This window comes from Bacillus sp. G16, from assembly GCF_021282335.1.
GTDB lineage: Bacteria > Bacillota > Bacilli > Bacillales > Bacillaceae > Bacillus > Bacillus inaquosorum.
Map to the genome: position 1 here is coordinate 17,304 of NZ_JAJSOZ010000021.1, position 24,393 is coordinate 41,696.

A 24,393-nucleotide genomic window follows, 5' to 3' on the forward strand; every position below is an offset into this window, starting at 1 on the left:
CAGATGAAAACCCGCATCGAAGATCTATGCGGGTTTTTTATTTTACATAATGATACATAATTTACCGAAACTTGCGGAAAATAATTGAGGAATCATAGAATTTTGTCAAAATAATTTTATTGACAACGTCTTATTAACGTTGATATAATTTAAATTTTATTTGACAAAAATGGGCTCGTGTTGTACAATAAATGTAGTGAGGTGGATGCAATGGCGAAGACGTTGTCCGATATTAAAAGATCGCTTGATGGGAATTTAGGTAAAAGGCTGACGTTAAAAGCAAACGGTGGCCGCCGAAAAACGATTGAGCGTTCGGGCATTTTAGCTGAGACGTACCCTTCTGTTTTTGTGATACAACTAGATCAAGACGAGAACTCGTTTGAAAGAGTTTCATACAGTTATGCTGATATTTTGACTGAGACTGTTGAGTTGACATTTAATGATGACGCCGCAAGTTCAGTAGCATTTTAACGGGCAGTGAACCTTTTGTTTACTGCTTTTTGTTTTGCCCTTTTTTGGTTTCCAGTAATTTTAACGAAAGTTCCATCTGATTTAACAAAAGATAAAACAGTCACATATTATCGTGACGTGCACGAATGGCTATCACTTCTAAAAAAGGGGTTGTTTCGTTTGGGCAGACGTCGTGGAGTTATGTCAGATGAGTTTAAATATGAGCTGGCTAAAGACCTTGGTTTTTATGATACAGTCAAAAATGGCGGCTGGGGCGAAATTCGGGCTCGCGATGCCGGTAACATGGTAAAGCGCGCCATTGAAATCGCCGAACAGCAAATGGCTCAGAATCAGAATAACCGATAAGGATGTGACCCGGGGGACGTGCCGTTCCCCGGTTTTTTGTGTTGGATATAAATACATAATGGCCCGCAATATGGATATGTTCATCCTGTACTTCAAATGTGATACAATGTTCATACTTATGTTTAGATGGAGAAGTAGGTGAAAGCTATGCGTATTTTAGAAAAAGCGCCAGCAAAGATCAATCTGTCACTTGACGTAACCCGAAAACGCCCGGATGGCTATCATGAAGTCGAAATGATCATGACGACGATTGATTTAGCGGATCGGATTGAATTGACGGAGCTGGCAGAGGATGAAGTGAGGGTTTCCTCCCACAACCGTTTTGTGCCTGATGACCAAAGAAACTTAGCTTATCAGGCTGCCAAGCTGATCAAGGACAGATACAACGTGAAAAAGGGAGTTTCCATCATGATTACGAAGGTGATTCCGGTGGCTGCCGGTCTTGCCGGCGGAAGCAGTGATGCGGCTGCGACGCTCAGAGGGCTGAACAGACTGTGGAATTTAAATCTTTCTGCAGAAACGCTTGCTGAGCTTGGAGCGGAAATTGGCTCCGACGTTTCATTTTGTGTCTATGGCGGGACTGCACTAGCAACAGGACGCGGCGAGAAAATTAAACATATCAGCACGCCTCCGCACTGCTGGGTCATTTTAGCAAAGCCGACAATCGGTGTTTCAACTGCTGAGGTGTACAGACAGCTGAAGCTGGATGATGTAGAGCATCCGGATGTACAAGGCATGATTGAGGCTATAGAGGAAAAGAGTTTTCAAAAGATGTGCAGCCGTTTAGGCAATGTGCTTGAATCTGTTACGCTTGATATGCATCCTGAAGTCGCGATGATCAAAAACCAGATGAAACGCTTTGGCGCAGATGCCGTGTTAATGAGCGGGAGCGGCCCGACAGTGTTTGGGCTGGTTCAGTATGAGTCGAAGGTGCAAAGAATTTATAACGGGTTAAGAGGCTTCTGCGATCAAGTTTATGCGGTAAGAATGATCGGCGAACAGAACGCTCTTGATTAAATCCGTATGTTAAGTTATATTGATCTTAAAATATTCGGATTTTGGGGGTAAGTTCATGAAGTTTCGTCGCAGCGGCAGATTGGTGGACTTAACAAATTACTTGTTAACCCATCCGCACGAGTTAATACCGCTAACCTTTTTTTCTGAGCGGTATGAATCTGCAAAATCATCGATCAGTGAAGATTTAACGATTATTAAGCAAACCTTTGAGCAGCAGGGGATCGGTACTTTGCTTACTGTTCCCGGAGCTGCCGGAGGCGTCAAATATATTCCGAAAATGAAGCAGGCTGAAGCTGAAGAGTTTGTGCAGACACTTGGACAGTCGCTGGCAAATCCTGAGCGTATCCTTCCGGGCGGTTATGTATATTTAACGGATATCTTAGGAAAGCCATCTGTACTCTCCAAGGTAGGGAAGCTGTTTGCTTCTGTGTTTGCAGACCGCGAAATTGATGTAGTCATGACCGTTGCCACGAAAGGCATCCCTTTGGCGTACGCAGCTGCGAGCTATCTGAATGTCCCTGTCGTCATCGTTCGCAAAGACAACAAGGTAACAGAAGGCTCCACAGTCAGCATTAATTACGTCTCAGGTTCCTCAAACCGCATTCAAACGATGTCACTAGCGAAAAGAAGTATGAAAACGGGTTCAAACGTACTCATTATTGATGACTTTATGAAAGCAGGCGGCACAATTAATGGTATGATTAACCTGTTGGATGAGTTTAACGCAAATGTGGCGGGGATCGGCGTCTTGGTTGAAGCCGAAGGAGTAGATGAACGTCTTGTTGATGAATATATGTCACTTCTTACTCTTTCAACCATCAACATGAAAGAGAAGTCCATTGAAATTCAGAATGGTAATTTTCTGCGTTTTTTTAAAGACAATCTTTTAAAGAATGGAGAGACAGAATCATGACAAAAGCAGTCCATACAAAACATGCCCCAGCGGCAATCGGGCCTTATTCGCAAGGGATTATCGTAAATAATATGTTTTACAGCTCAGGCCAAATTCCTTTAACTCCTTCAGGCGAAATGGTGAACGGTGATATTAAGGAGCAGACTCATCAAGTATTCAGCAACTTAAAAGCGGTGCTGGAAGAAGCAGGTGCTTCTTTTGAAACAGTTGTAAAAGCAACTGTATTTATCGCGGACATGGAACAGTTTGCGGAAGTAAACGAAGTGTACGGACAATATTTTGACACACACAAACCGGCGAGATCCTGTGTTGAAGTCGCGAGACTCCCGAAGGACGCGCTGGTCGAGATCGAAGTTATTGCATTGGTAAAATAATAAGAAAAAGTGATTCTGGGTGAGCTCGGAATCACTTTTTTATTTACCTTATGCCCGAAATAAAAGCGTTATGACCTAATTGTGTAACTATATCCTATTTTTTCAAAAAATATTTTAAAAACGAGCAGGATTTCGGAAAAAATCGTGGAATTGATACACTAATGCTTTTATATAGGGAAAAGGTGGTGAACTACTGTGGAAGTTACTGACGTAAGATTACGCCGCGTGAATACCGATGGTCGCATGAGAGCGATTGCATCCATCACGCTGGATCACGAATTTGTTGTACATGATATTCGTGTGATTGATGGAAACAATGGTCTTTTCGTTGCGATGCCGAGTAAACGCACCCCTGATGGAGAGTTCCGCGATATTGCTCATCCAATTAATTCAAGCACACGAGGAAAGATTCAAGATGCCGTGTTAAATGAGTATCATCGTCTGGGTGACACTGAAGCATTAGAATTCGAAGAAGCTGGAGCTTCTTAAAAAATAACCAAAAGCAAGGACTGCTGAAAGGGCTGACAAAAGCCTTTTGCCGGCAGTCCTTTTTTAATTCTGATTTTTCAAACTTAATTGCACTCAATAGAAAATTCTTGCACTTCATGAAGTCTCCTTGAAATCAGAAGATATTTAGGATATATTTTTCTATGGATAAAAGGGATATTGGAGGCCAATAAATGGATAAGCGGTTTGCAGTTGTTTTAGCGGCTGGACAAGGAACGAGAATGAAATCGAAGCTTTATAAAGTCCTTCATCCAGTTTGCGGTAAGCCTATGGTAGAGCACGTCGTGGACGAAGCCTTAAAGTTATCTTTATCAAAGCTCGTCACGATTGTCGGACATGGTGCGGAAGAAGTGAAAAAGCAGCTTAGTGATAAAAGCGAGTACGCGCTTCAAGCAGAACAGCTTGGCACTGCTCATGCGGTAAAACAGGCACAGCCATTTCTTGCTGACGAAAAAGGCGTCACGATTGTCATTTGCGGAGATACGCCGCTTTTAACAGCAGAGACAATGGAACAGATGCTGAAAGAACATACACAAAGAGAAGCGAAAGCTACGATTTTAACTGCGGTTGCAGAAGATCCAACCGGATACGGCCGTATTATTCGCGGCGAAAACGGAGCGGTTCAAAAAATCGTTGAGCATAAGGACGCCTCTGAAGAGGAACGTCTTGTGACTGAGATCAATACCGGCACGTATTGCTTTGATAATGAAGCACTATTTCGGGCCATTGATCAGGTGTCTAATGATAATGCTCAAGGCGAGTATTATTTGCCGGATGTCATAGAGATTCTTAAAAACGAAGGCGAAACTGTTGCCGCTTACCAGACTGGTAATTTCCAAGAAACGCTCGGAGTTAATGATAGAGTTGCTCTTTCTCAGGCAGAACAATTTATGAAAGAGCGTATTAATAAAAGGCATATGCAAAATGGCGTAACGCTGATTGACCCGATGAACACGTATATTTCTCCTGACGCTGTCATCGGAAGCGATACTGTGATTTATCCTGGAACTGTGATTAAAGGTGAGGTGCAAATCGGAGAAGATACGATTATCGGCCCTCATACGGAGATTATGAATAGTTCAATTGGCAGCCGTACGGTCATTAAACAATCGGTAGTCAATCACAGTAAAGTGGGGAATGATGTGAACATAGGACCTTTTGCTCACATCAGACCTGATTCTGTCATCGGGAATGAAGTGAAGATCGGGAATTTTGTTGAAATCAAAAAGACTCGATTCGGAGACCGAAGCAAGGCTTCTCATTTAAGCTATGTCGGTGATGCTGAGGTAGGCACAGATGTAAACTTGGGCTGCGGTTCAATAACTGTCAATTATGATGGAAAGAATAAATATTTGACGAAAATTGAAGACGGCGCGTTTATCGGCTGCAACTCCAACTTGGTTGCCCCTGTCACAGTCGGAGAAGGCGCTTATGTAGCGGCAGGTTCAACTGTTACGGAAGATGTACCTGGAAAAGCGCTTGCTATTGCCAGAGCGAGACAAGTAAATAAAGACGATTATGTGAAAAATATTCATAAAAAATAATCCTAAATTCGGAGGTTTATCCATGTCTAATCAATACGGAGATAAGAATTTAAAGATTTTTTCTTTGAATTCGAATCCAGAGCTTGCAAAAGAAATCGCAGATATAGTTGGAGTTCAATTAGGGAAATGTTCTGTCACAAGATTTAGTGATGGGGAAGTCCAAATTAATATCGAAGAAAGTATTCGCGGATGTGACTGTTATATCATCCAGTCTACAAGTGACCCCGTTAACGAGCATATTATGGAACTGCTGATTATGGTAGATGCGTTAAAACGCGCTTCTGCAAAAACGATTAACATTGTTATTCCTTATTACGGTTATGCGCGTCAAGACAGAAAAGCAAGATCCCGTGAGCCAATCACAGCAAAACTTTTCGCTAACCTGCTTGAAACAGCCGGTGCGACTCGTGTGATTGCACTTGACCTGCATGCGCCGCAAATTCAAGGATTCTTTGATATACCGATTGACCACTTAATGGGTGTTCCGATTTTAGGAGAATATTTTGAAGGCAAAAACCTTGAAGATATCGTCATTGTTTCACCAGACCACGGCGGTGTGACACGCGCCCGCAAACTGGCTGACCGACTAAAAGCGCCGATTGCGATTATCGATAAACGCCGTCCGCGTCCAAACGTGGCGGAAGTCATGAATATTGTTGGTAATATCGAAGGGAAGACCGCTATCCTGATCGATGACATTATTGATACTGCAGGTACCATTACACTTGCTGCTAATGCGCTCGTTGAAAACGGGGCGAAAGAAGTATATGCATGCTGTACACACCCTGTACTATCAGGCCCTGCTGTTGAACGGATTAATAATTCAACAATTAAAGAGCTTGTTGTGACAAACAGCATCAAGCTTCCTGAAGAAAAGAAAATTGAACGGTTCAAGCAGCTTTCAGTCGGACCGCTTCTGGCTGAAGCGATTATTCGCGTTCATGAGCAGCAATCAGTCAGCTATCTGTTCAGCTAAACCGATATTTGAGGTTTAAATCCTTATCGTTATGGGTATTGTTTGTAATAGGACAATAAAACGATAATAGGATGGTGCTGAATATGGCAACTTTAACGGCAAAAGAAAGAACGGACTTTACTCGTTCGTCTCTTCGGAATATCCGTACTTCAGGACATGTTCCAGGTATCATATATGGGAAAGACACGGGAAACAAACCTGTATCATTAGACAGTGTGGAGCTGATCAAAACGCTGAGGGACGAAGGTAAAAATACAGTCATCACGCTTGACGTCAGCGGAGAAAAACATTCTGTCATGGTAACAGACCTGCAAACGGACCCGCTGAAAAATGAAATCACTCATGCTGACTTTCAAGTTGTCAATATGAGTGAAGACATTGAGGTGGAAGTTCCGATTCATCTGACCGGAGAAGCCATTGGAGTGAAAAACGGAGGCGTATTGCAGCAGCCGCTGTATGCACTTACTGTAAAGGCTAAGCCAAAAGCCATTCCGCAAACGATTGAGGCTGATATTTCAAACCTCGATGTAAATGAAGTACTGACTATTGCGGATTTGCCTGCTGGCGGTGACTACTCCTTTAATCATGAATCAGATGAGGTCGTAGCTTCTATCCTTCCTCCGCAGCAGCAGGAAGCAGCTGAGATAGATGAAGAGGAATCTGCCGATGCTCAGCCTGAAGGTGAAAACAAAGAACAATAATAGCTTAAGGCGTAACCCTCCCGAGGTTACGTCTTTTGTGCTAGAATGAGAAGAATTATAGCCCGCTATGCAGGCGGGAGTTTATGTGACTAAGGGAGGATTCGCCATGCTTGTAATTGCCGGTCTCGGAAACCCCGGGAAGAACTATGAAAATACACGGCATAATGTCGGATTTATGGTGATAGATCAGCTTGCGAAGGAATGGAATATTGAGCTGAATCAAAATAAATTTAACGGATTATACGGAACCGGATTTGTTTCCGGCAAAAAGGTTCTACTTGTTAAACCGCTTACATATATGAATTTATCAGGAGAATGTTTGCGGCCTTTAATGGACTATTATGATGTCGATAATGAAGATTTGACAGTCATTTACGACGATCTTGATCTTCCGACTGGCAAGATCCGTTTAAGAACGAAAGGAAGCGCTGGAGGGCACAATGGCATCAAATCACTGATTCAGCATCTTGGAACATCCGAGTTTGACCGCATACGCATCGGAATCGGCCGGCCTGTAAACGGCATGAAGGTCGTTGATTATGTGTTGGGCTCCTTCACCAAGGAGGAGGCACCTGAGATTGACGGAGCGGTCGATAAATCTGTGAAGGCTTGTGAAGCTTCTCTGAGCAAACCGTTTTTAGAAGTCATGAACGAATTTAACGCGAAGGTATAAAATGAATCAACAAAGTCCATACTACACCAAAATGACTTTTTCATCAGGAGGTCCCTTGTATGGCTTTGCATTATTATTGTCGTCATTGCGGAGTGAAAGTAGGCAGTCTTGAATCTTCCATGGTATCGACTGACTCACTCGGATTTCAGCACTTAACAAACGAGGAAAGAAACGATATGATTTCTTATAAAGATAATGGAGATGTCCATGTTTTGACGATATGTGAAGATTGCCAAGAGGCGCTTGACCGAAATCCGCATTACCACGAACATCACACATTTATTCAATAAAAAGCTTTGGTGTAGACACTAGACCAAAGCGTTTTTCTGTTCTCACAGGAAACAGAGAGGAGGGGCCATATGGACAACATTCAAACCTTTATAAAAGAAAGCGATGACTTTAAATCCATCATCAACGGTTTACACGAGGGGCTGAAGGAACAGCTGCTCGCGGGTCTGTCGGGTTCCGCGCGTTCTGTTTTTACTTCTGCCCTGGCTAATGAAACGAATAAGCCTATCTTTCTAATCACCCATAACTTATATCAAGCCCAGAAAGTAACGGATGATCTGACTGCACTTCTAGAGGATCGGTCTGTCCTTTTGTACCCCGTCAATGAACTTATTTCATCAGAAATCGCAGTCGCAAGCCCTGAATTGCGGGCGCAGCGATTAGATGTCATTAATAGATTAACGAATGGAGAAGCGCCAATTGTCGTTGCTCCTGTAGCTGCAATCAGAAGAATGCTGCCGCCTGTAGAGGTGTGGAAAAACAGCCAAATGCTCATTCAAGTGGGCTATGATATCGAACCTGATCAGCTTGCATCACGGCTGGTAGAGGTAGGATATGAGCGGTCTGATATGGTTTCTGCACCCGGGGAATTCAGTATTCGCGGAGGAATCATTGACATTTACCCGCTGACTTCAGAGCATCCGGTGAGAATTGAACTTTTTGACACCGAAGTTGATTCAATCCGCAGCTTTAACTCAGATGATCAGCGGTCAATTGAGACGCTTACCTCGATCAATATCGGTCCTGCGAAGGAATTGATTATCAGACCTAAAGAAAAAGCGCGGGCGATGGAAAAAATGGATGAAGGTCTTGCCGCAAGCCTGAAAAAATTAAAGCTCGACAAGCAAAAAGAAATCCTTCACACGAATATTTCTCACGACAAAGAACGCTTGTCTGAAGGCCAGACAGATCAGGAGCTGGTGAAGTATCTCTCATATTTCTATGAAAAGCCTGCTAGTTTACTAGATTATACACCTGATAATACACTTCTGATTTTGGATGAAGTCAGCCGGATTCATGAGATGGAAGAACAGCTTCAAAAAGAAGAAGCGGAGTTCATAACAAACCTTCTCGAGGAAGGGAAGATTTTGCATGACATCAGTTTGTCATTCAGCTTCCAAAAAATAGTGGCTGAGCAAAAACGCCCTCTGCTGTACTATTCTTTATTTTTGCGGCATGTACACCACACGAGTCCGCAAAATATCGTCAATGTGTCAAGCAGACAAATGCAGAGTTTCCATGGCCAAATGAATGTGCTGGCGGGTGAAATGGAACGCTTTAAAAAATCCAACTTCACCGTTGTATTCTTAGGAGCCAACAAGGAACGTACACAGAGATTATCTTCTGTTCTCGCTGATTATGAAATCGAAGCCGCCATGACAGACAGCAAAAAAGCGCTTGTTCAGGGACAGGTCTATATCATGGAAGGCGAGCTCCAATCGGGATTTGAGCTGCCGTTAATGAAGCTTGCCGTTATTACGGAAGAAGAACTGTTCAAAAACCGTGTGAAAAAGAAGCCTCGAAAACAGAAGCTTACAAATGCAGAGCGCATTAAAAGCTATTCCGAGCTTCAAATCGGTGATTATGTCGTTCATATTAATCACGGGATCGGAAAGTATTTAGGAATTGAAACCCTTGAAATCAATGGGATCCACAAAGACTATTTAAACATTCATTATCAGGGAAGCGACAAGCTTTACGTCCCTGTAGAACAAATTGACCAGGTGCAAAAATATGTCGGCTCCGAAGGAAAAGAGCCGAAGCTTTATAAATTAGGCGGTAGCGAATGGAAACGGGTCAAGAAAAAAGTAGAGACATCCGTTCAGGATATTGCTGATGATTTAATTAAGCTGTATGCCGAAAGGGAAGCGAGCAAGGGCTATGCGTTTTCTCCTGACCATGAAATGCAGCGTGAATTTGAATCGGCGTTCCCTTATCAAGAAACCGAGGATCAGCTCCGTTCCATTCACGAAATCAAAAAGGACATGGAAAGAGAACGTCCGATGGACCGCTTGCTATGCGGAGATGTAGGCTACGGTAAAACAGAGGTTGCCATACGTGCCGCGTTTAAGGCGATCGGTGACGGAAAGCAGGTAGCTCTGCTCGTTCCGACAACAATTTTGGCACAGCAGCACTATGAAACCATTAAAGAGCGCTTCCAGGACTATCCGATTAATATCGGCCTGCTCAGCAGATTCAGAACGAGAAAAGAAGCGAACGAAACAATCAAAGGATTGAAAAACGGGACTGTTGATATCGTCATCGGGACGCACCGGCTGCTGTCAAAAGATGTCGTGTATAAAGACTTAGGACTCCTCATCATTGATGAAGAGCAGCGTTTTGGTGTAACCCATAAAGAAAAGATCAAACAGATCAAAGCCAATGTTGATGTATTAACTTTAACAGCGACGCCGATTCCGCGTACGCTGCATATGTCTATGCTTGGCGTAAGGGACCTTTCAGTCATCGAGACTCCGCCGGAAAACCGATTCCCCGTACAGACATATGTTGTGGAATACAACGGGGCCCTTGTCAGAGAGGCGATTGAACGTGAGCTTGCACGCGGAGGCCAGGTCTATTTCTTGTACAACCGGGTAGAGGATATCGAGCGGAAGGCGGATGAGATCTCAATGCTTGTCCCTGACGCAAAGGTAGCGTATGCGCACGGGAAAATGACAGAAAACGAATTAGAAACCGTTATGCTAAGTTTCCTTGAAGGAGAATCAGACGTTCTCGTCAGCACAACCATTATTGAAACAGGCGTTGACATTCCGAACGTCAATACGCTGATCGTATTTGATGCCGACAAGATGGGTCTTTCTCAGCTTTATCAGCTGCGGGGACGCGTCGGCCGATCTAATCGTGTGGCGTATGCGTACTTCACGTACCGCAGGGATAAAGTGCTGACAGAAGTGGCTGAAAAAAGGCTGCAGGCCATTAAAGAATTCACAGAGCTTGGTTCCGGTTTTAAAATCGCAATGCGTGACTTAACGATTCGCGGAGCCGGGAATCTTCTTGGCGCCCAGCAGCATGGCTTCATCGATTCGGTCGGATTTGACCTCTATTCACAAATGCTGAAGGAGGCCATTGAAGAGCGTAAAGGAGACACAGCGAAGACGGAGCAGTTTGAAACAGAAATTGATGTTGAGCTTGATGCATATATTCCGGAAACATATATTCAAGACGGCAAACAGAAAATTGATATGTATAAACGCTTCAGGTCTGTGGCTACAATCGAAGAGAAGAATGAACTTCAAGACGAAATGATCGACCGGTTTGGAAACTATCCAAAAGAAGTCGAATACTTGTTTACTGTTGCAGAAATGAAGGTTTATGCGAAGTATGAACGTGTTGAGCTGATTAAGCAGGATAAAGATGCTGTCAGATTGACAATTTCAGAAGAAGCAAGTGCTGAAATTGACGGCCAGAAGCTGTTTGAGCTCGGCAATAAATATGGAAGACAAATCGGACTGGGAATGGAAGGAAAAAAACTCAAAATCTCCATACAGACGAAAGGCCGAAGTGCCGATGAATGGCTCGAAACCGTGCTGGGCATGCTGAAGGGCTTAAAAGATGTGAAAAAGCAAACCATTTCATCAACGTAAATTTTGTTACTCTCTGGTGTATATTACATTTGATGTTACGGATACTAATTTCAAGCGAGGCGGAAGGTACATAAAGTGACTTGCTTTAGGTCTTTCCCACATGTATATACCATCAAATGAAAGAGAGGCACCAGAGATGAAAGCAACCGGTATCGTACGTCGTATTGATGACTTAGGACGGGTCGTGATTCCTAAAGAAATTCGCAGAACTCTAAGAATCAGGGAAGGCGATCCGCTTGAGATTTTTGTAGATCGTGACGGAGAAGTGATTTTGAAAAAGTACTCTCCGATCAGTGAGCTTGGAGACTTTGCAAAGGAGTATGCAGACGCCCTTTATGACAGTCTCGGGCATTCAGTGCTTATTTGTGACCGTGACGTATATATTGCCGTGTCTGGCAGCTCAAAAAAAGACTACTTAAACAAGTCGATCAGCGAAATGCTGGAAAGAACAATGGATCAGCGCAGTTCCGTGCTTGAGAGTGATGCGAAATCAGTACAGCTTGTGAATGGCATAGATGAGGACATGAATTCTTATACTGTCGGCCCGATTGTGGCGAATGGCGATCCGATAGGCGCCGTGGTTATCTTTTCAAAGGATCAGACAATGGGCGAAGTAGAGCATAAAGCCGTTGAGACAGCAGCTGGATTTTTGGCGCGTCAAATGGAACAGTAGGTCTTATTCCTTTTATCGAAAATAGGTATGAAAAGAACAGCTCTCCTTGGGATGCTGTTCTTTTTTTCATGCATGCCCAAAAAGGATTCCAAGGGTTGGGATGTGGTATAATAACCTCGTTTTTATTTGTGCCGCGGTAATACGTGAACCGTATTGCCCCTGACGTTGGGAAGGAGCTTTTGGATGGACGATTCAATAGGCGTCAAACGGCATTGGATTTGGCAGGGGGCATTTGTTTTAATTCTGGCAGGCGTTATCTCAAAAATATTAAGCGCCGTGTACAGAGTCCCGTTTCAAAACATTGTCGGCGATGTTGGATTTTATATATATCAGCAGGTTTATCCCTTTCTTGGTATTGCGGTCATGCTGTCAACATCAGGATTTCCGGTCATTATTTCGAAACTGATGAATGATTACAGTGAAAAAAGCCATCACACCATATTAAAAATGTCAGCGTTGTTTTTGTCTTTCATTGGTGTTTTATTATTTCTGTGCTTATATATGGGTGCTGTTCCAATCGCACTTTTTATGGGAGACTCACATCTCGCCGTGTTAATTCAAGTCACTGCGTTTGCATTTCTGCTGTTCCCGTTTGTCGCGTTGCTTAGAGGCGGGTTTCAAGGGCGGTACGATATGCTCCCGTCAGCTTTATCGCAGATGACAGAGCAGTTTCTGCGGGTTGCGGTGCTCTTGGGATTATCATTTTGGCTCGTCAAAAAGGGAGCCTCGCTTTATACTGCGGGAGCGGCAGCTGCTTCCGGGTCTCTTGCCGGGAGTTTCATTGCGTTGATGATACTTGGATTTTTTTGGTTTAAAGTGAAAAGAGACAAACAAACGGAAACGCAAAATGAAAATGTCCTAACAACAAAAGAACTAATGAAAAAACTGCTTTTATATTCGGTTACAATTTGTGTAAGTAGTTTGCTGCTTTTGTTTATCCAGCTTGTCGATGCTTTGAATTTATATTCTTTGCTTTCGGACGGTGAGGCGAGCGAAGAAGCGAAACGCCTAAAGGGGATTTATGATCGGGGGCAGCCCTTGCTGCAGCTTGGTTCAGTTTTCGCAGTGAGCATTGCAACGTCACTCGTTCCGTATATTTCTAAGGCCGTAAAGAACAAAGAGCTGAAGATCATGAAAGAAAAAGTCACGTCTTCTTTAAAACTATGTCTTGTATTGGGTACAGGCGCGTCGGCTGGATTAATTTGCATTCTTGAGCCGGTCAATATCATGCTGTTTCAAAATGGTGAAGGGACAGCTGCGTTACAAGTATTTAGCTGCTCCATTTTGTTTGCATCTCTGGCAGTCACGGCAGCCGCAGTTTTGCAGGGGGCGGGATACACAGTTTTTCCTGCGATAGCGGTGGGCGCAGGCGTTGCTGTGAAATGGGTGTTAAACACCCTTTTGGTTCCGCACTATGGGATTGAAGGTGCATCACTTGCAACAGCGGCTTCCTTTGCTGCTGTCGCCGGGCTTAACTTGTATCAGCTTCGGCAAAAGGAATGGCTCGATAAGCTAAGAGCCGTTATGATTCCGATTATTGGATGTGCCCTTTTGATGTCGGCTGTCTTGCTTGCGTATATGCGTCTCTGGACTTTCTTGTATCCTGCAGCAGGAAGAGGAGCGGCTGCGATTGAAAGTCTTTCTGCTGTCGCCATTGGTGGCGCGGTGTTTATTTATTGTATGATGAAATTAGGAATATTTACAGATGAAGAGCTGAACAGTGTGCCTTTTGGCAGCAAGTTAAGCAAATTCATGAGAAGGAGAGAACAAAATGGCGGGTAATATTACAGTCGTCGGACTTGGTGCCGGAGACATGGACCAATTGACAATTGGTATACATAAGCTGCTGACGAAGGCAGATACGCTGTATGTCAGAACCAAGGATCATCCCTTAATTCAGGAGCTTGAAAAAGAAACAAAGAACATCCGTTTTTTTGATGATATATATGAGAAACATGACCAGTTCGATGAGGTATATGAAGAAATTGCAAATATCCTCTTTGAAGAGGCACAGCGTGAGGACGTGGTTTATGCTGTACCGGGACACCCTTTTGTCGCGGAAAAAACAGTACAGCTGCTGACGGAGCGGCAGAAAGAGAAAAACGTCCAAGTAAAAGTCGCGGGAGGACAAAGTTTTCTTGATGCCACATTCAATGCCTTGCAAATCGACCCGATTGAAGGCTTTCAATTTGTGGATGCCGGCACATTGTCCGCGGATGAGCTTGAGCTCAGACACCACCTGATCATATGTCAGGTTTACGACCAAATGACGGCTTCTGAAGTCAAGCTGACATTGATGGAGAAGCTGCCTGATGATTATGAGGTTGTGATCGTGACAGCGGCTGGAAGCCGTGACGAGGAGATCCGGACAGTGCCTTTATTCGAGCTGGACCGCAATGTCGCCTTGAATAACTTAACAAGTGTGTATATTCCGCCGATTAAAGAAGAGAAGCTGCTTTATCACGAATTCTCCGCGTTCCGAAGCATCATCAGAGAGCTTCGCGGGCCTAATGGATGTCCGTGGGACAAAAAGCAGACGCATCAGTCATTAAAACAGTACATGATTGAAGAGTGTTATGAACTTCTTGAAGCAATTGACGAAGAAGACACAGACCATATGATCGAAGAGCTTGGCGACGTTTTGCTTCAGGTCTTACTCCACGCGCAGATTGGCGAAGATGAAGGTTATTTCACAATTGATGATGTTATAAAAGGTATCAGTGAAAAAATGGTCCGAAGACATCCCCATGTGTTTAAAGATGTTAAGGTTCAGGATGAAAACGATGTTTTGGCAAATTGGGAAGACATAAAAAAAGCCGAAAAAAATACATCCGAAGCATCCTTATTAGACAGCGTGCCGAAAACCCTTCCAGCTCTTTCAAAAGCTGCTAAACTGCAGAAAAAAGCAGCGAAGGTAGGTTTTGACTGGGAAGACGTCAGCGATATTTGGGAAAAAGTAAGCGAGGAAATGAAGGAATTTTCTTCTGAGGTTTCTGAAGATCCTCATGAACACAATCTCAAGGCTGAGTTTGGCGACATTTTGTTCGCACTTGTGAATGTAGCCCGCTTCTACAAAATAGAACCGGAGGAAGCGCTGGCCATGACCAATGACAAATTCCGGAGACGGTTCTCGCATATTGAGAAAACAGCAAAGGAAAAGGGAATCGAGCTGGCTGATATGTCTCTTGAGGACATGGACAAACTGTGGAATGAAGCAAAAGAAACTGAGAGGAGATCATAAATATGAGATTAGATAAATTTTTGAAAGTATCACGGCTGATTAAACGACGTACACTAGCAAAGGAAGTAGCTGACCAGGGACGCATCTCTATTAACGGAAACCAGGCTAAAGCAAGCTCTGACGTAAAACCGGGGGATGAACTAACGGTCCGCTTCGGCCAAAAGCTTGTAACGGTTCAAGTCAATGAGTTGAAAGACACGACGAAAAAAGAAGAAGCTGCAAACATGTATACGATCCTAAAGGAAGAAAAACTCGGCGAATAGGCTTGTTCTAAAAAAATCCCCCGCCTCATACAATGCAGTAATAATGCTAAAAGTATCGAGGATATGGGGGCTGAATAGATGAATTCATATTATGAGCAAAAAGGTTCTTCGTCTGTTCCGGAACAGCATGATGTGACAATGAAAGGCCGGAAGCATTTAGATATTTCTGGGGTTAAGCAAGTGGAGAGCTTTGATAATGAAGAATTCCTGCTGGAAACTGTGATGGGAATGCTCTCAGTCAGAGGCCAAAACCTGCAGATGAAAAATTTAGATGTGGAAAAAGGGATTGTTTCCATTAAAGGCAGGGTATTTGATTTAGTGTACTTAGATGAACAACAAGGGGATAAAGCTAAAGGGTTTTTTAGCAAGTTGTTTAAATGACGCTGACGACACAATTCTATACAATGCTGGCGATGTCCGGTATGGGCCTCTGGCTTGGGGCGTCGCTTGATACATACCGGCTCTTTGTCATTCGTGCCAAAACAGCCAGATGGCTATTATTTATTCATGATATTCTTTTCTGGATTGTGCAAGGGCTGCTTTTCTTTTATGTCTTGCTTCATGTAAATGAGGGAGAATTCAGGCTTTACATCTTTTTAGCGGTTCTGCTGGGCGTTGCGACGTATCAGAGCCTTTGCAAACGAATCTATATAAAAATACTGAAATTCGGCATTTACCTTGTTGTTTCTGTTTATCAATTCTTCAAAAAACTCGTTCAGCACGTGTTATTTCGTCCTATTGTGTGGACATGCGGAGCGATCATCTGGCTGGCGGCGTTTTTAGTAAAGAAAATATACCGCTTGATCGTTTTTCTCTTGTTGTGTCTATATAAAATAGCCATGGTTCTGTGTTTTCCGATCCGTTTTATCGCAAAACAATGTTTGAAACTTCTTCCTGAAAAGATGCGTCTAACTTTTAGACGTTATTTTGAAAAAGGTGCAGGATTTCTCAAAAAGAAGAAGAAACTATTGGTAACCATAAGAACGACCATTACACGTTTTTTGAAGAGATGAAAGGAGGACCGTCTGGTTTGAATTTTTCCAGAGAACGAACGATAACTGAAATACAAAACGACTATAAAGAACAAGTAGAGCGGCAGAATCAGCTGAAGAAAAGAAGACGCAAAGGGCTGTACAGACGGTTGACTGTATTCGGCGCCCTAGTATTCCTGACGGCAATTGTGCTGGCAAGCTCTGTATGGTCCCAAACATCTTCCCTTAGCGCAAAAGAAGAAAAGAAGGAACAGCTTGAAAAAGAACTGAAAAGTTTAAAGACAAAACAAGCAGATTTAAAAGAAGAAATATCCAAATTGAAGGATGAGGATTACGTCACAGAGCTTGCCAGAAGGGACTTATTCATGTCTGGAGACGGAGAAATTATCTTCAATGTGGAGAAGAAGAGCAAGTAGCCTTGTTGACACTTAAATTTTTATTTAGGTATAATTAAGCAAACGATCTTTTTATAAGCCTAAGGAGGAGCACTTTTTTTATGTCGATTGAAGTTGGCAGCAAGTTGCAAGGGAAAATAACAGGTATTACAAATTTTGGAGCATTTGTTGAATTGCCTGGAGGCTCAACCGGTCTCGTTCACATCAGTGAGGTAGCTGATAACTATGTCAAAGACATTAACGATCACTTAAAAGTCGGCGACCAAGTTGAAGTGAAAGTCATCAACGTTGAAAAAGACGGGAAAATTGGTTTATCTATTAAAAAAGCTAAAGACCGTCCGCAAGCCAGACCTAGAAATGATTTCCGTCCGAAAGAATCTTTTGAACAGAAAATGAATAAGTTTTTAAAAGACAGCGAAGATCGCTTGTCATCTTTAAAACGCAATACGGAATCAAAACGTGGAGGGCGCGGAGCAAGAAGAGGATAACTTGCTGCTTTCTATAAATAAATGAAGCATCCGTTCATCCCGACGGATGCTTTTTTTGTTATCCTCTTTCGCTTTAAAAGTCAGAAAATTATAACATTAAAGTTTCTGTTGACGAAAAGGACAAACCTTTGTATTATATAACTTGTGCTTAGAAGCACCAAACAATATGGCGGTGTAGCTCAGCTGGCTAGAGCGTACGGTTCATACCCGTGAGGTCGGGGGTTCGATCCCCTCCGCCGCTACCATATTTGTTTGGCCCGTTGGTCAAGCGGTTAAGACACCGCCCTTTCACGGCGGTAACACGGGTTCGAATCCCGTACGGGTCATCCTAAAAAATCGGTTTCTCTTGCAGAAGCCGATTTTTTTCATTTTTAGACAACATTCCAGAAATTCTTTTGATAACCGAATATCAAGGCAGAAACCGTCGAAGATTTCTTTGGTATTGTTACCTTCTTTTGACAAAATCCTATCTATGCTTTCGCTATAATGACAGGCAACGAATATAACAGGTGGGAGATGAGAGGAATGGAAAAAGCAGAAAGAAGAGTGAACGGGCCAATGGCGGGACAAGCTTTGGAAAAACTCCAATCGTTTTTTAACAGGGGCACGAAGCTGGTGACTCATCATTTGCATTCACTGTTTTTCTATAAAGGATTCATTTATGTCGTCATCGGATTTTTGCTTGGACGGGCTTTCATATTATCCGAGGTGCTTCCTTTCGCACTTCCTTTCTTTGGAGCAATGCTCCTCATCAGAAGAGACAAGGCGCTTTATGCGGTTTTGGCTGTGCTTGCAGGTGCGCTGACCATTTCTCCGAAGCACTCATTGCTCATACTAGCGGCATTGCTGGCATTCTTCGTATTTTCTAAAGTGGCTGCCTTCATCACCGACGATCGCGTGAAAGCACTCCCGATTGTCGTGTTTTTTTCCATGGCTGCAGCAAGAGCTGGGTTTGTTTACGCTCAAAATGGCACGTTTACAACCTATGATTATGTGATGGCTGTTGTAGAAGCCGGACTATCCTTTATTTTGACGCTGATTTTCCTTCAGAGCCTTCCGATTTTTACTGTGAAAAAAGTAAAACAATCTTTAAAAATAGAAGAAATCATTTGCTTTATGATACTTATTGCTTCCGTATTGACGGGGCTTGCGGGCTTGTCCTACCAAGGGATGCAGGCAGAGCATATACTGGCTCGTTATGTTGTACTGAGTTTTTCCTTTATTGGCGGAGCAAGCATTGGCTGTACAGTTGGTGTCGTGACCGGTCTGATTCTTGGTTTGGCGAATATCGGAAATCTTTATCAAATGAGTTTGCTCGCTTTTTCCGGTTTATTAGGCGGTTTACTGAAGGAAGGGAAAAAAGCGGGCGCAGCAATCGGTCTGATTGTTGGATCACTTCTTATTTCTTTGTACGGTGAAGGCTCTGCCGGTCTGATGACAACGCTCTATGAGTCATTAATCGCAGTCGGCCTGTTTTTGCTTACACCTCAATCAATTACTAAAAAAGTGGCGAGATATATTCCGGGAACTGTGGAGCATCTTCAAGAGCAGCAGCAATATGCAAGGAAAATCAGAGATGTCACTGCTCAGAAAGTAGACCAGTTCTCCAATGTATTTCACGCGCTGTCTGAAAGCTTTGCAACCTTTTATCAAGCATCAGACGAACAGACAGATGACAGCGAAGTTGATCTGTTTTTAAGCAAGATCACGGAGCATTCCTGTCAGACGTGCTACAAGAAAAACAGGTGCTGGGTACAGAACTTTGATAAAACATATGACTTAATGAAACAAGTTATGCTTGAAACAGAAGAAAAAGAATATGCATCAAACCGAAGGCTGAAAAAAGAGTTTCATCAGCATTGCTCTAAATCAAAGCAGGTTGAAGAGCTGATTGAGGATGAACTCGCACATCATCATGCTCATTTGACGCTCAAGAAAAAAGTCCAAGACAGCAGGCGTCTTGTTGCTGAACAGCTTTTGGGTGTTTCTGAAGTCATGGCAGACTTTTCTCGGGAAATAAAAAGAGAGCGAGAACAGCACTTTCTGCAGGAAGAGCAAATCATAGAGGCCCTTCAGCATTTCGGAATCGAGATTCAGCATGTAGAGATATATAGTCTTGAACAAGGAAATATCGATATCGAAATGACCATTCCGTTCAGCGGACATGGAGAAAGTGAAAAAATCATTGCCCCTATGCTTTCTGACATTCTCGAAGAACAAATTCTTGTGAAAGCTGAACAGCACTCTCCGCATCCGAGTGGATATAGTCATGTTGCCTTTGGGTCAACCAAATCATACAGGGTGTCTACAGGTGCGGCTCACGCTGCAAAGGGCGGCGGCCTTGTCTCGGGCGACAGCTACAGCATGATGGAGCTAGGAGCCAGAAAATATGCTGCGGCAATCAGTGACGGAATGGGCAATGGCGCAAGGGCGCACTTCGAAAGCAATGAAACGATCAAGCTTCTTGAGAAAATCCTTGAATCGGGGATTGATGAAAAAATAGCAATTAAAACGATCAACAGTATACTGTCCCTAAGGACAACTGATGAGATATATTCCACGCTTGACCTATCTATTATCGATCTTCAAGATGCCAGCTGTAAATTTTTGAAAGTCGGATCGACGCCTAGCTTTATCAAACGGGGAGACCAGGTAATGAAAGTTCAGGCGAGCAATCTGCCAATCGGTATTATAAATGAATTTGATGTGGAGGTTGTGAGTGAGCAGCTGAAAGCGGGTGACCTCTTGATTATGATGAGTGACGGCATTTTTGAGGGGCCTAAGCATGTAGAAAATCATGACTTATGGATGAAACGTAAAATGAAAGGATTAAAAACAAATGACCCGCAGGAGATTGCTGATTTGCTCATGGAGGAAGTCATCCGCACGAGATCCGGCCAAATTGAAGATGACATGACAGTTGTTGTCGTCCGGCTTGACCATAACACACCGAAGTGGGCATCCATTCCTGTTCCGGCAATCTTTCAAACTAAACAAGAAATTTCATAACGCTTCCGTATAAATCAAATTTCTTCTGGCGAAGATGGGAATATAGGAATCTGAGAATCCTCGTATTCTCCAGGAGGAATGAATGTGAATAACGGACATTTAAATCAAATTTTGCTGATAACGGATGGCTGCTCGAATCATGGGGAAGACCCGCTTGCAATGGCTGCTTTTGCTAAAGAGCAGGGGATTACTGTAAATGTCATAGGTATAATGGAAGAAAACCAAATTGACCCTGAGGCAATGAAGGAAGTCGAAGGAATTGCGCTTGCCGGAGGCGGCGTGCATCAGGTCGTCTATGCATCTCAGCTTTCGCAAACCGTTCAAATGGTAACAAAAAAAGCAATGACGCAAACCTTACAAGGGGTAGTCAATCAAGAGCTGAAACAAATTCTCGGAAAGAATGTGGAAATGGAGGAGCTTTCTCCGGAAAAGCGCGGCGAAGTCATGGAAGTGGTAGACGAGCTTGGAGAAACGGTGCATCTTCAGGTTTTGGTTCTTGTTGATACAAGCGCAAGTATGGCGCCTAAGCTCCCTACAGTAAAAGAGGCGCTGATTGATTTGTCTGTCAGCCTCAATTCCCGAATCGGGAATAACGAATTTGCAATGTGTATATTTCCCGGGAAAAAACAAGAGGTCGAGCTTGTGCTGAACTGGACACCGAAGCTGCAATCTCTTTCCACTCTCTTTGCAAAGCTTTCGACAGGCGGCATCACGCCAACAGGTCCGGCGATACGTGAAGCGACAATGCAATTTGAAAAAATCCGCTCAAGAAGGAGCATGCTGGCAGATGATGAACGACGCTTTGACGAGTTTGGCATGTAGCCTCAAGCCGGGTACGACAATCAAAGGCAAGTGGAATGGAAACACTTATACATTGCGTAAACAGCTTGGAAAAGGGGCCAATGGAATTGTGTATTTGGCAGAAGCATCAGATGGACATGTTGCCTTAAAGGTGAGTGATGACAGCCTGTCTATTACTTCTGAAGTGAATGTCTTGAAATCTTTCTCAAAGGCCCAGTCCGTTACGATGGGGCCTTCTTTTTTTGATACGGATGATGCCTATATTCCCAGTGCCAATACGAAAGTTTCATTTTATGCAATGGAATACATAAAAGGCCCGCTGCTTTTGAAGTATGTCAGTGATAAAGGAGCAGAATGGATACCGGTATTGATGATTCAGCTGTTATCCAGCTTATCGGTACTTCACCAGCAAGGATGGATATTCGGCGATCTTAAACCTGATAATCTGATTGTAACCGGTCCGCCTGCAAGAATCCGCTGCATTGATGTAGGCGGCACGACAAAGGAAGGTCGGGCGATAAAAGAGTATACGGAGTTTTACGACAGAGGCTATTGGGGGTATGGAACAAGAAAAGCAGAGCCATCCTACGATCTGTTCGCAGTTGCCATGATTATGATCAACAGTGTGCATAAAAAAGAATTCAAGAAAACAAACCAGCCTAAGGAACAGCTTAGGTCTCTAATCGAAGGAAACCCGCTGCTGCAAAAGTATAAAAAAGTGCTTTTGTCAGCATTGAACGGAGATTATCAATCTGCAGATGAAATGAAGAAGGATATGCTCGACGCGGGGCAAAAGGCAGCACAAAGAAAACAAGCTGCAAAAGCACCACCGCAGCCTGCTACAGGACAAAGACAGCAGAAACCGCGCCAGGGAAAAGTAACGAAGACGCGATACACCCCTAAACAAAAGGCGGCTAAGTCGGGCGGATTATTTGAAACAACACTTATCGTGATCAGCGTTTTAGCGCTTTATTTCGCCTACATTATCTTTTTCTTAATCTGAATGGCACAAACTGCAAAGCCTATGCTTCTTCTTTGCTTGGAAGGATTGAAAGTGATAGGATATGAATATCTTTAAAATACCTGCTCATTGTGAGGAGGACATTGTGAAAAGTGTCAAAGATTTTTTTAGCAAACATCATCTTGCATTAAAAGGGGCGACAATCATTGTAGGCGTTTCCGGCGGTCCGGACTCAATGGCTCTTCTTCACGCGCTGCATACGTTATGCGGCCGTTCAGCAAATATTATCGCGGCTCACGTTGACCATCAGTTCAGGGGCACGGAATCCGAGGAGGACATGCGTTTTGTCCAAGCTTATTGTAAGGCTGAACAGCTCGCATGTGAAACGGCTCAAATCAATGTAACCGCTTATGCAGAGGAAAAAGGTCTCAATAAGCAGGCTGCAGCACGTGATTGCCGCTATCAGTTTTTTGAGGAAATCATGTTGAAGCATCAAGCGGACTATCTGGCGCTTGCGCATCATGGTGATGACCAAGTTGAAACGATGCTTATGAGACTGGCTAAGGGCACGCTTGGAGCAGGACTTGCAGGAATGCAGCCGGTCAGACGTTTTGGGACAGGACGGATCATCAGGCCGTTCTTAACCATTACAAAGGAAGAGATCCTTCACTATTGCCGTGAAAACGGCTTGAGCTACCGGACGGATGAAAGCAACGCTAAAGATGATTACACAAGAAACAGGTTCAGAAAAACAGTGCTACCATTTTTGAAACAGGAATCACCGGATGTGCATAAAAGGTTTCAGAAAGTGAGTGAGGCACTGACGGAAGATGAGCAATTCTTACAGTCATTAACGAAAGACGAAATGAATAAAGTAATCACAAGCCAGTCTAATACATCAGTTGAAATCAATTCCTCTCAATTGCTTGCCCTCCCGATGCCTTTACAAAGAAGAGGAGTTCAACTAATATTAAACTATCTTTATGAAAACGTTCCATCATCCTTTTCAGCTCATCATATTCAGCAGTTTCTTGATTGGGCGGAAAAGGGCAGTCCTTCAGGAGTATTGGACTTTCCGAAAGGGCTGAAGGTGGTCAAATCATATCAGACATGTTTGTTTACATTTGAACAATGGCAGTGCAAAAATGTTCCCTTTGAATACCAAATAAGCGGAGCTGCTGATGAAACGGCAGTGCTCCCCAATGGATTTCTGATAGAGGCAAAGCATTATGCGGATTTGCCTGAAGAACATGGGAATGCTGTTTTTATTACAAGTGAAAAAAAGGTGCGATTTCCCTTAACGATCCGGACAAGAAAAGCTGGAGACCGGATCAAACTAAAAGGGATGAACGGCTCGAAAAAGGTAAAGGATATATTTATTGATAAGAAATTGCCTCTCCGAGAAAGAGACAACTGGCCGATTGTAACGGACGCAAGCGGTGAAATTATCTGGATACCGGGCTTGAAAAAATCAATTTTTGAAGATCTTGTGATTCCAAACAGCGACCGCATTGTATTACAATATAGACAGCATGAAAAGTGTAGGGGGCAAGCAAAATCATGATGAAACATGATATCGAGAAAGTACTGATCTCAGAGGAAGAGATACAAGAGAAAGTAAAAGAGTTAGGCACAGAATTAACGAGCGAGTATCAAGATACATTTCCGTTGGCAATCGGTGTGTTAAAAGGAGCACTTCCTTTTATGGCGGATCTTATCAAGCATATTGATACATATTTGGAAATGGATTTCATGGATGTATCAAGCTACGGAAATTCTACGGTTTCTTCTGGAGAAGTAAAAATCATTAAAGATTTGGATACATCTGTAGAGGGCCGGGACATCTTAATTATTGAAGATATCATCGACAGTGGGTTAACCTTAAGTTATCTAGTAGAGCTCTTCCGATACCGTAAAGCAAAATCAATTAAGATTGTTACCCTTTTGGATAAACCGAGCGGAAGAAAAGCAGACATCAAAGCGGACTTTGTAGGCTTTGAAGTTCCTGACGCGTTTGTAGTGGGTTACGGACTTGATTATGCTGAACGCTATCGCAATCTGCCTTATATCGGAGTGTTAAAACCGGCAGTTTATGAAAGCTGATCGGCAGCCTGCTTCCGAGATGGTTATTGTTTGTATTGGAATGATTTTCTATG

25 protein-coding genes and 2 tRNA genes are annotated in these 24,393 nt (G+C 43.3%); all 27 read left to right on the forward strand.

Going from position 1 to position 24,393, the window contains the following annotated elements:
* Nucleotides 1–210 precede the first annotated feature (210 nt).
* Entirely contained in the window at nt 211–471 is a 261-nt protein-coding gene (veg, locus tag LWH95_RS18735) for a biofilm formation stimulator Veg (RefSeq protein WP_003218330.1), read from the forward strand.
* 159 nt (nt 472–630) lie between these two features.
* Nucleotides 631–816 carry a small, acid-soluble spore protein, alpha/beta type gene (locus tag LWH95_RS18740; protein WP_003218333.1) on the forward strand — a complete coding sequence of 62 codons (186 nt, stop codon included), beginning with the start codon at nt 631–633 and terminating at the stop codon, nt 814–816.
* Nucleotides 817–963: 147 nt separating this feature from the next.
* Entirely contained in the window at nt 964–1,833 is an 870-nt protein-coding gene (ispE, locus tag LWH95_RS18745; RefSeq protein WP_088111678.1) for a 4-(cytidine 5'-diphospho)-2-C-methyl-D-erythritol kinase, read from the forward strand.
* A 55-nt stretch (nt 1,834–1,888) separates the two neighbouring features.
* On the forward strand, nt 1,889–2,746 hold the full coding sequence (gene purR / locus LWH95_RS18750; RefSeq protein WP_003242134.1) for a pur operon repressor: 858 nt from the start codon (nt 1,889–1,891) through the stop codon (nt 2,744–2,746).
* Nucleotides 2,743–3,120, forward strand: a complete 378-nt coding sequence (gene ridA, locus LWH95_RS18755) for a 2-iminobutanoate/2-iminopropanoate deaminase (protein WP_003226738.1) — start codon at nt 2,743–2,745, stop codon at nt 3,118–3,120. Before purR ends, ridA begins: the two co-directional genes overlap by 4 nt.
* A gap of 195 nt (nt 3,121–3,315) precedes the next feature.
* On the forward strand, nt 3,316–3,609 hold the full coding sequence (gene spoVG, locus LWH95_RS18760; protein WP_003218346.1) for a septation regulator SpoVG: 294 nt from the start codon (nt 3,316–3,318) through the stop codon (nt 3,607–3,609).
* 191 nt (nt 3,610–3,800) lie between these two features.
* A complete protein-coding gene (glmU, locus tag LWH95_RS18765) occupies nt 3,801–5,171 on the forward strand; it encodes a bifunctional UDP-N-acetylglucosamine diphosphorylase/glucosamine-1-phosphate N-acetyltransferase GlmU (protein WP_232920140.1) in 1,371 nt (456 codons plus the stop codon).
* Between the two features lie 22 nt (nt 5,172–5,193).
* Nucleotides 5,194–6,147: a ribose-phosphate diphosphokinase gene (locus LWH95_RS18770; protein ID WP_003218353.1), complete on the forward strand. Its 954-nt coding sequence runs from the start codon at nt 5,194–5,196 to the stop codon at nt 6,145–6,147.
* 83 nt (nt 6,148–6,230) lie between these two features.
* Nucleotides 6,231–6,848 (forward strand): 50S ribosomal protein L25/general stress protein Ctc, encoded by a 618-nt coding sequence (locus LWH95_RS18775; RefSeq protein ID WP_014112303.1) that lies wholly within the window; start codon nt 6,231–6,233, stop codon nt 6,846–6,848.
* 106 nt (nt 6,849–6,954) lie between these two features.
* Nucleotides 6,955–7,521 carry an aminoacyl-tRNA hydrolase gene (pth, locus tag LWH95_RS18780; protein ID WP_003242126.1) on the forward strand — a complete coding sequence of 189 codons (567 nt, stop codon included), beginning with the start codon at nt 6,955–6,957 and terminating at the stop codon, nt 7,519–7,521.
* Nucleotides 7,522–7,580: 59 nt separating this feature from the next.
* The gene (fin, locus tag LWH95_RS18785; RefSeq protein ID WP_019257254.1) at nt 7,581–7,811 is read left to right on the forward strand and encodes an anti-sigma-F factor Fin; all 231 of its coding nucleotides are present in this window, start codon (nt 7,581–7,583) and stop codon (nt 7,809–7,811) included.
* 69 nt (nt 7,812–7,880) lie between these two features.
* Nucleotides 7,881–11,414 (forward strand): transcription-repair coupling factor, encoded by a 3,534-nt coding sequence (gene mfd, locus LWH95_RS18790; protein WP_232920141.1) that lies wholly within the window; start codon nt 7,881–7,883, stop codon nt 11,412–11,414.
* A gap of 136 nt (nt 11,415–11,550) precedes the next feature.
* Nucleotides 11,551–12,087: a stage V sporulation protein T gene (gene spoVT / locus LWH95_RS18795; RefSeq protein ID WP_003218365.1), complete on the forward strand. Its 537-nt coding sequence runs from the start codon at nt 11,551–11,553 to the stop codon at nt 12,085–12,087.
* A gap of 183 nt (nt 12,088–12,270) precedes the next feature.
* The gene (locus LWH95_RS18800; protein ID WP_232920142.1) at nt 12,271–13,869 is read left to right on the forward strand and encodes a putative polysaccharide biosynthesis protein; all 1,599 of its coding nucleotides are present in this window, start codon (nt 12,271–12,273) and stop codon (nt 13,867–13,869) included.
* Entirely contained in the window at nt 13,859–15,328 is a 1,470-nt protein-coding gene (gene mazG, locus LWH95_RS18805; RefSeq protein WP_232920143.1) for a nucleoside triphosphate pyrophosphohydrolase, read from the forward strand. The genes LWH95_RS18800 and mazG overlap by 11 nt, the downstream gene beginning before the upstream one ends.
* 2 nt (nt 15,329–15,330) lie before the next feature.
* Entirely contained in the window at nt 15,331–15,591 is a 261-nt protein-coding gene (locus tag LWH95_RS18810; protein ID WP_003226716.1) for an RNA-binding S4 domain-containing protein, read from the forward strand.
* Nucleotides 15,592–15,669: 78 nt separating this feature from the next.
* Nucleotides 15,670–15,972, forward strand: coding sequence for a sporulation protein YabP (yabP, locus tag LWH95_RS18815; RefSeq protein ID WP_003242114.1), 303 nt, complete (start codon nt 15,670–15,672; stop codon nt 15,970–15,972).
* Nucleotides 15,969–16,604: a spore cortex biosynthesis protein YabQ gene (gene yabQ / locus LWH95_RS18820; protein WP_003242112.1), complete on the forward strand. Its 636-nt coding sequence runs from the start codon at nt 15,969–15,971 to the stop codon at nt 16,602–16,604. The genes yabP and yabQ overlap by 4 nt, the downstream gene beginning before the upstream one ends.
* A 17-nt stretch (nt 16,605–16,621) precedes the next feature.
* Nucleotides 16,622–16,999, forward strand: a complete 378-nt coding sequence (gene divIC, locus LWH95_RS18825; protein WP_003242110.1) for a cell division protein DivIC — start codon at nt 16,622–16,624, stop codon at nt 16,997–16,999.
* 80 nt (nt 17,000–17,079) lie between these two features.
* The gene (locus LWH95_RS18830; protein ID WP_003218379.1) at nt 17,080–17,466 is read left to right on the forward strand and encodes a S1 domain-containing RNA-binding protein; all 387 of its coding nucleotides are present in this window, start codon (nt 17,080–17,082) and stop codon (nt 17,464–17,466) included.
* Between the two features lie 168 nt (nt 17,467–17,634).
* Nucleotides 17,635–17,711, forward strand: a tRNA-Met gene (locus LWH95_RS18835).
* Between the two features lie 9 nt (nt 17,712–17,720).
* Nucleotides 17,721–17,792, forward strand: a tRNA-Glu gene (locus tag LWH95_RS18840).
* 199 nt (nt 17,793–17,991) lie between these two features.
* Nucleotides 17,992–20,475, forward strand: a complete 2,484-nt coding sequence (gene spoIIE, locus LWH95_RS18845; protein WP_232920144.1) for a stage II sporulation protein E — start codon at nt 17,992–17,994, stop codon at nt 20,473–20,475.
* A gap of 84 nt (nt 20,476–20,559) precedes the next feature.
* Nucleotides 20,560–21,297 carry a VWA domain-containing protein gene (locus LWH95_RS18850; protein WP_003242107.1) on the forward strand — a complete coding sequence of 246 codons (738 nt, stop codon included), beginning with the start codon at nt 20,560–20,562 and terminating at the stop codon, nt 21,295–21,297.
* Nucleotides 21,263–22,279 (forward strand): protein kinase domain-containing protein, encoded by a 1,017-nt coding sequence (gene prkT, locus LWH95_RS18855; protein WP_232920145.1) that lies wholly within the window; start codon nt 21,263–21,265, stop codon nt 22,277–22,279. Before LWH95_RS18850 ends, prkT begins: the two co-directional genes overlap by 35 nt.
* Nucleotides 22,280–22,382: 103 nt before the next feature.
* A complete protein-coding gene (gene tilS / locus LWH95_RS18860; protein ID WP_232920146.1) occupies nt 22,383–23,801 on the forward strand; it encodes a tRNA lysidine(34) synthetase TilS in 1,419 nt (472 codons plus the stop codon).
* Nucleotides 23,798–24,340, forward strand: coding sequence for a hypoxanthine phosphoribosyltransferase (gene hpt / locus LWH95_RS18865; RefSeq protein WP_003218388.1), 543 nt, complete (start codon nt 23,798–23,800; stop codon nt 24,338–24,340). Before tilS ends, hpt begins: the two co-directional genes overlap by 4 nt.
* Nucleotides 24,341–24,393: the final 53 nt, after the last annotated feature.

What these genes read in the sequence shown, in the direction of transcription:
- yabQ (WP_003242112.1), top strand. Translation starts at nt 15,969, where the DNA reads ATGACGCTGACGACACAATTCTATACAATGCTGGCGATGTCCGGTATG.
- LWH95_RS18770 (WP_003218353.1), top strand. Translation starts at nt 5,194, where the DNA reads ATGTCTAATCAATACGGAGATAAGAATTTAAAGATTTTTTCTTTGAAT.
- spoIIE (WP_232920144.1), top strand. Translation starts at nt 17,992, where the DNA reads ATGGAAAAAGCAGAAAGAAGAGTGAACGGGCCAATGGCGGGACAAGCT.
- glmU (WP_232920140.1), top strand. Translation starts at nt 3,801, where the DNA reads ATGGATAAGCGGTTTGCAGTTGTTTTAGCGGCTGGACAAGGAACGAGA.
- yabP (WP_003242114.1), top strand. Translation starts at nt 15,670, where the DNA reads ATGAATTCATATTATGAGCAAAAAGGTTCTTCGTCTGTTCCGGAACAG.
- veg (WP_003218330.1), top strand. Translation starts at nt 211, where the DNA reads ATGGCGAAGACGTTGTCCGATATTAAAAGATCGCTTGATGGGAATTTA.
- fin (WP_019257254.1), top strand. Translation starts at nt 7,581, where the DNA reads ATGGCTTTGCATTATTATTGTCGTCATTGCGGAGTGAAAGTAGGCAGT.
- spoVT (WP_003218365.1), top strand. Translation starts at nt 11,551, where the DNA reads ATGAAAGCAACCGGTATCGTACGTCGTATTGATGACTTAGGACGGGTC.
- ispE (WP_088111678.1), top strand. Translation starts at nt 964, where the DNA reads ATGCGTATTTTAGAAAAAGCGCCAGCAAAGATCAATCTGTCACTTGAC.
- LWH95_RS18775 (WP_014112303.1), top strand. Translation starts at nt 6,231, where the DNA reads ATGGCAACTTTAACGGCAAAAGAAAGAACGGACTTTACTCGTTCGTCT.
- hpt (WP_003218388.1), top strand. Translation starts at nt 23,798, where the DNA reads ATGATGAAACATGATATCGAGAAAGTACTGATCTCAGAGGAAGAGATA.
- mfd (WP_232920141.1), top strand. Translation starts at nt 7,881, where the DNA reads ATGGACAACATTCAAACCTTTATAAAAGAAAGCGATGACTTTAAATCC.
- prkT (WP_232920145.1), top strand. Translation starts at nt 21,263, where the DNA reads ATGATGAACGACGCTTTGACGAGTTTGGCATGTAGCCTCAAGCCGGGT.
- LWH95_RS18800 (WP_232920142.1), top strand. Translation starts at nt 12,271, where the DNA reads ATGGACGATTCAATAGGCGTCAAACGGCATTGGATTTGGCAGGGGGCA.
- mazG (WP_232920143.1), top strand. Translation starts at nt 13,859, where the DNA reads ATGGCGGGTAATATTACAGTCGTCGGACTTGGTGCCGGAGACATGGAC.
- purR (WP_003242134.1), top strand. Translation starts at nt 1,889, where the DNA reads ATGAAGTTTCGTCGCAGCGGCAGATTGGTGGACTTAACAAATTACTTG.
- LWH95_RS18810 (WP_003226716.1), top strand. Translation starts at nt 15,331, where the DNA reads ATGAGATTAGATAAATTTTTGAAAGTATCACGGCTGATTAAACGACGT.
- pth (WP_003242126.1), top strand. Translation starts at nt 6,955, where the DNA reads ATGCTTGTAATTGCCGGTCTCGGAAACCCCGGGAAGAACTATGAAAAT.
- ridA (WP_003226738.1), top strand. Translation starts at nt 2,743, where the DNA reads ATGACAAAAGCAGTCCATACAAAACATGCCCCAGCGGCAATCGGGCCT.
- LWH95_RS18830 (WP_003218379.1), top strand. Translation starts at nt 17,080, where the DNA reads ATGTCGATTGAAGTTGGCAGCAAGTTGCAAGGGAAAATAACAGGTATT.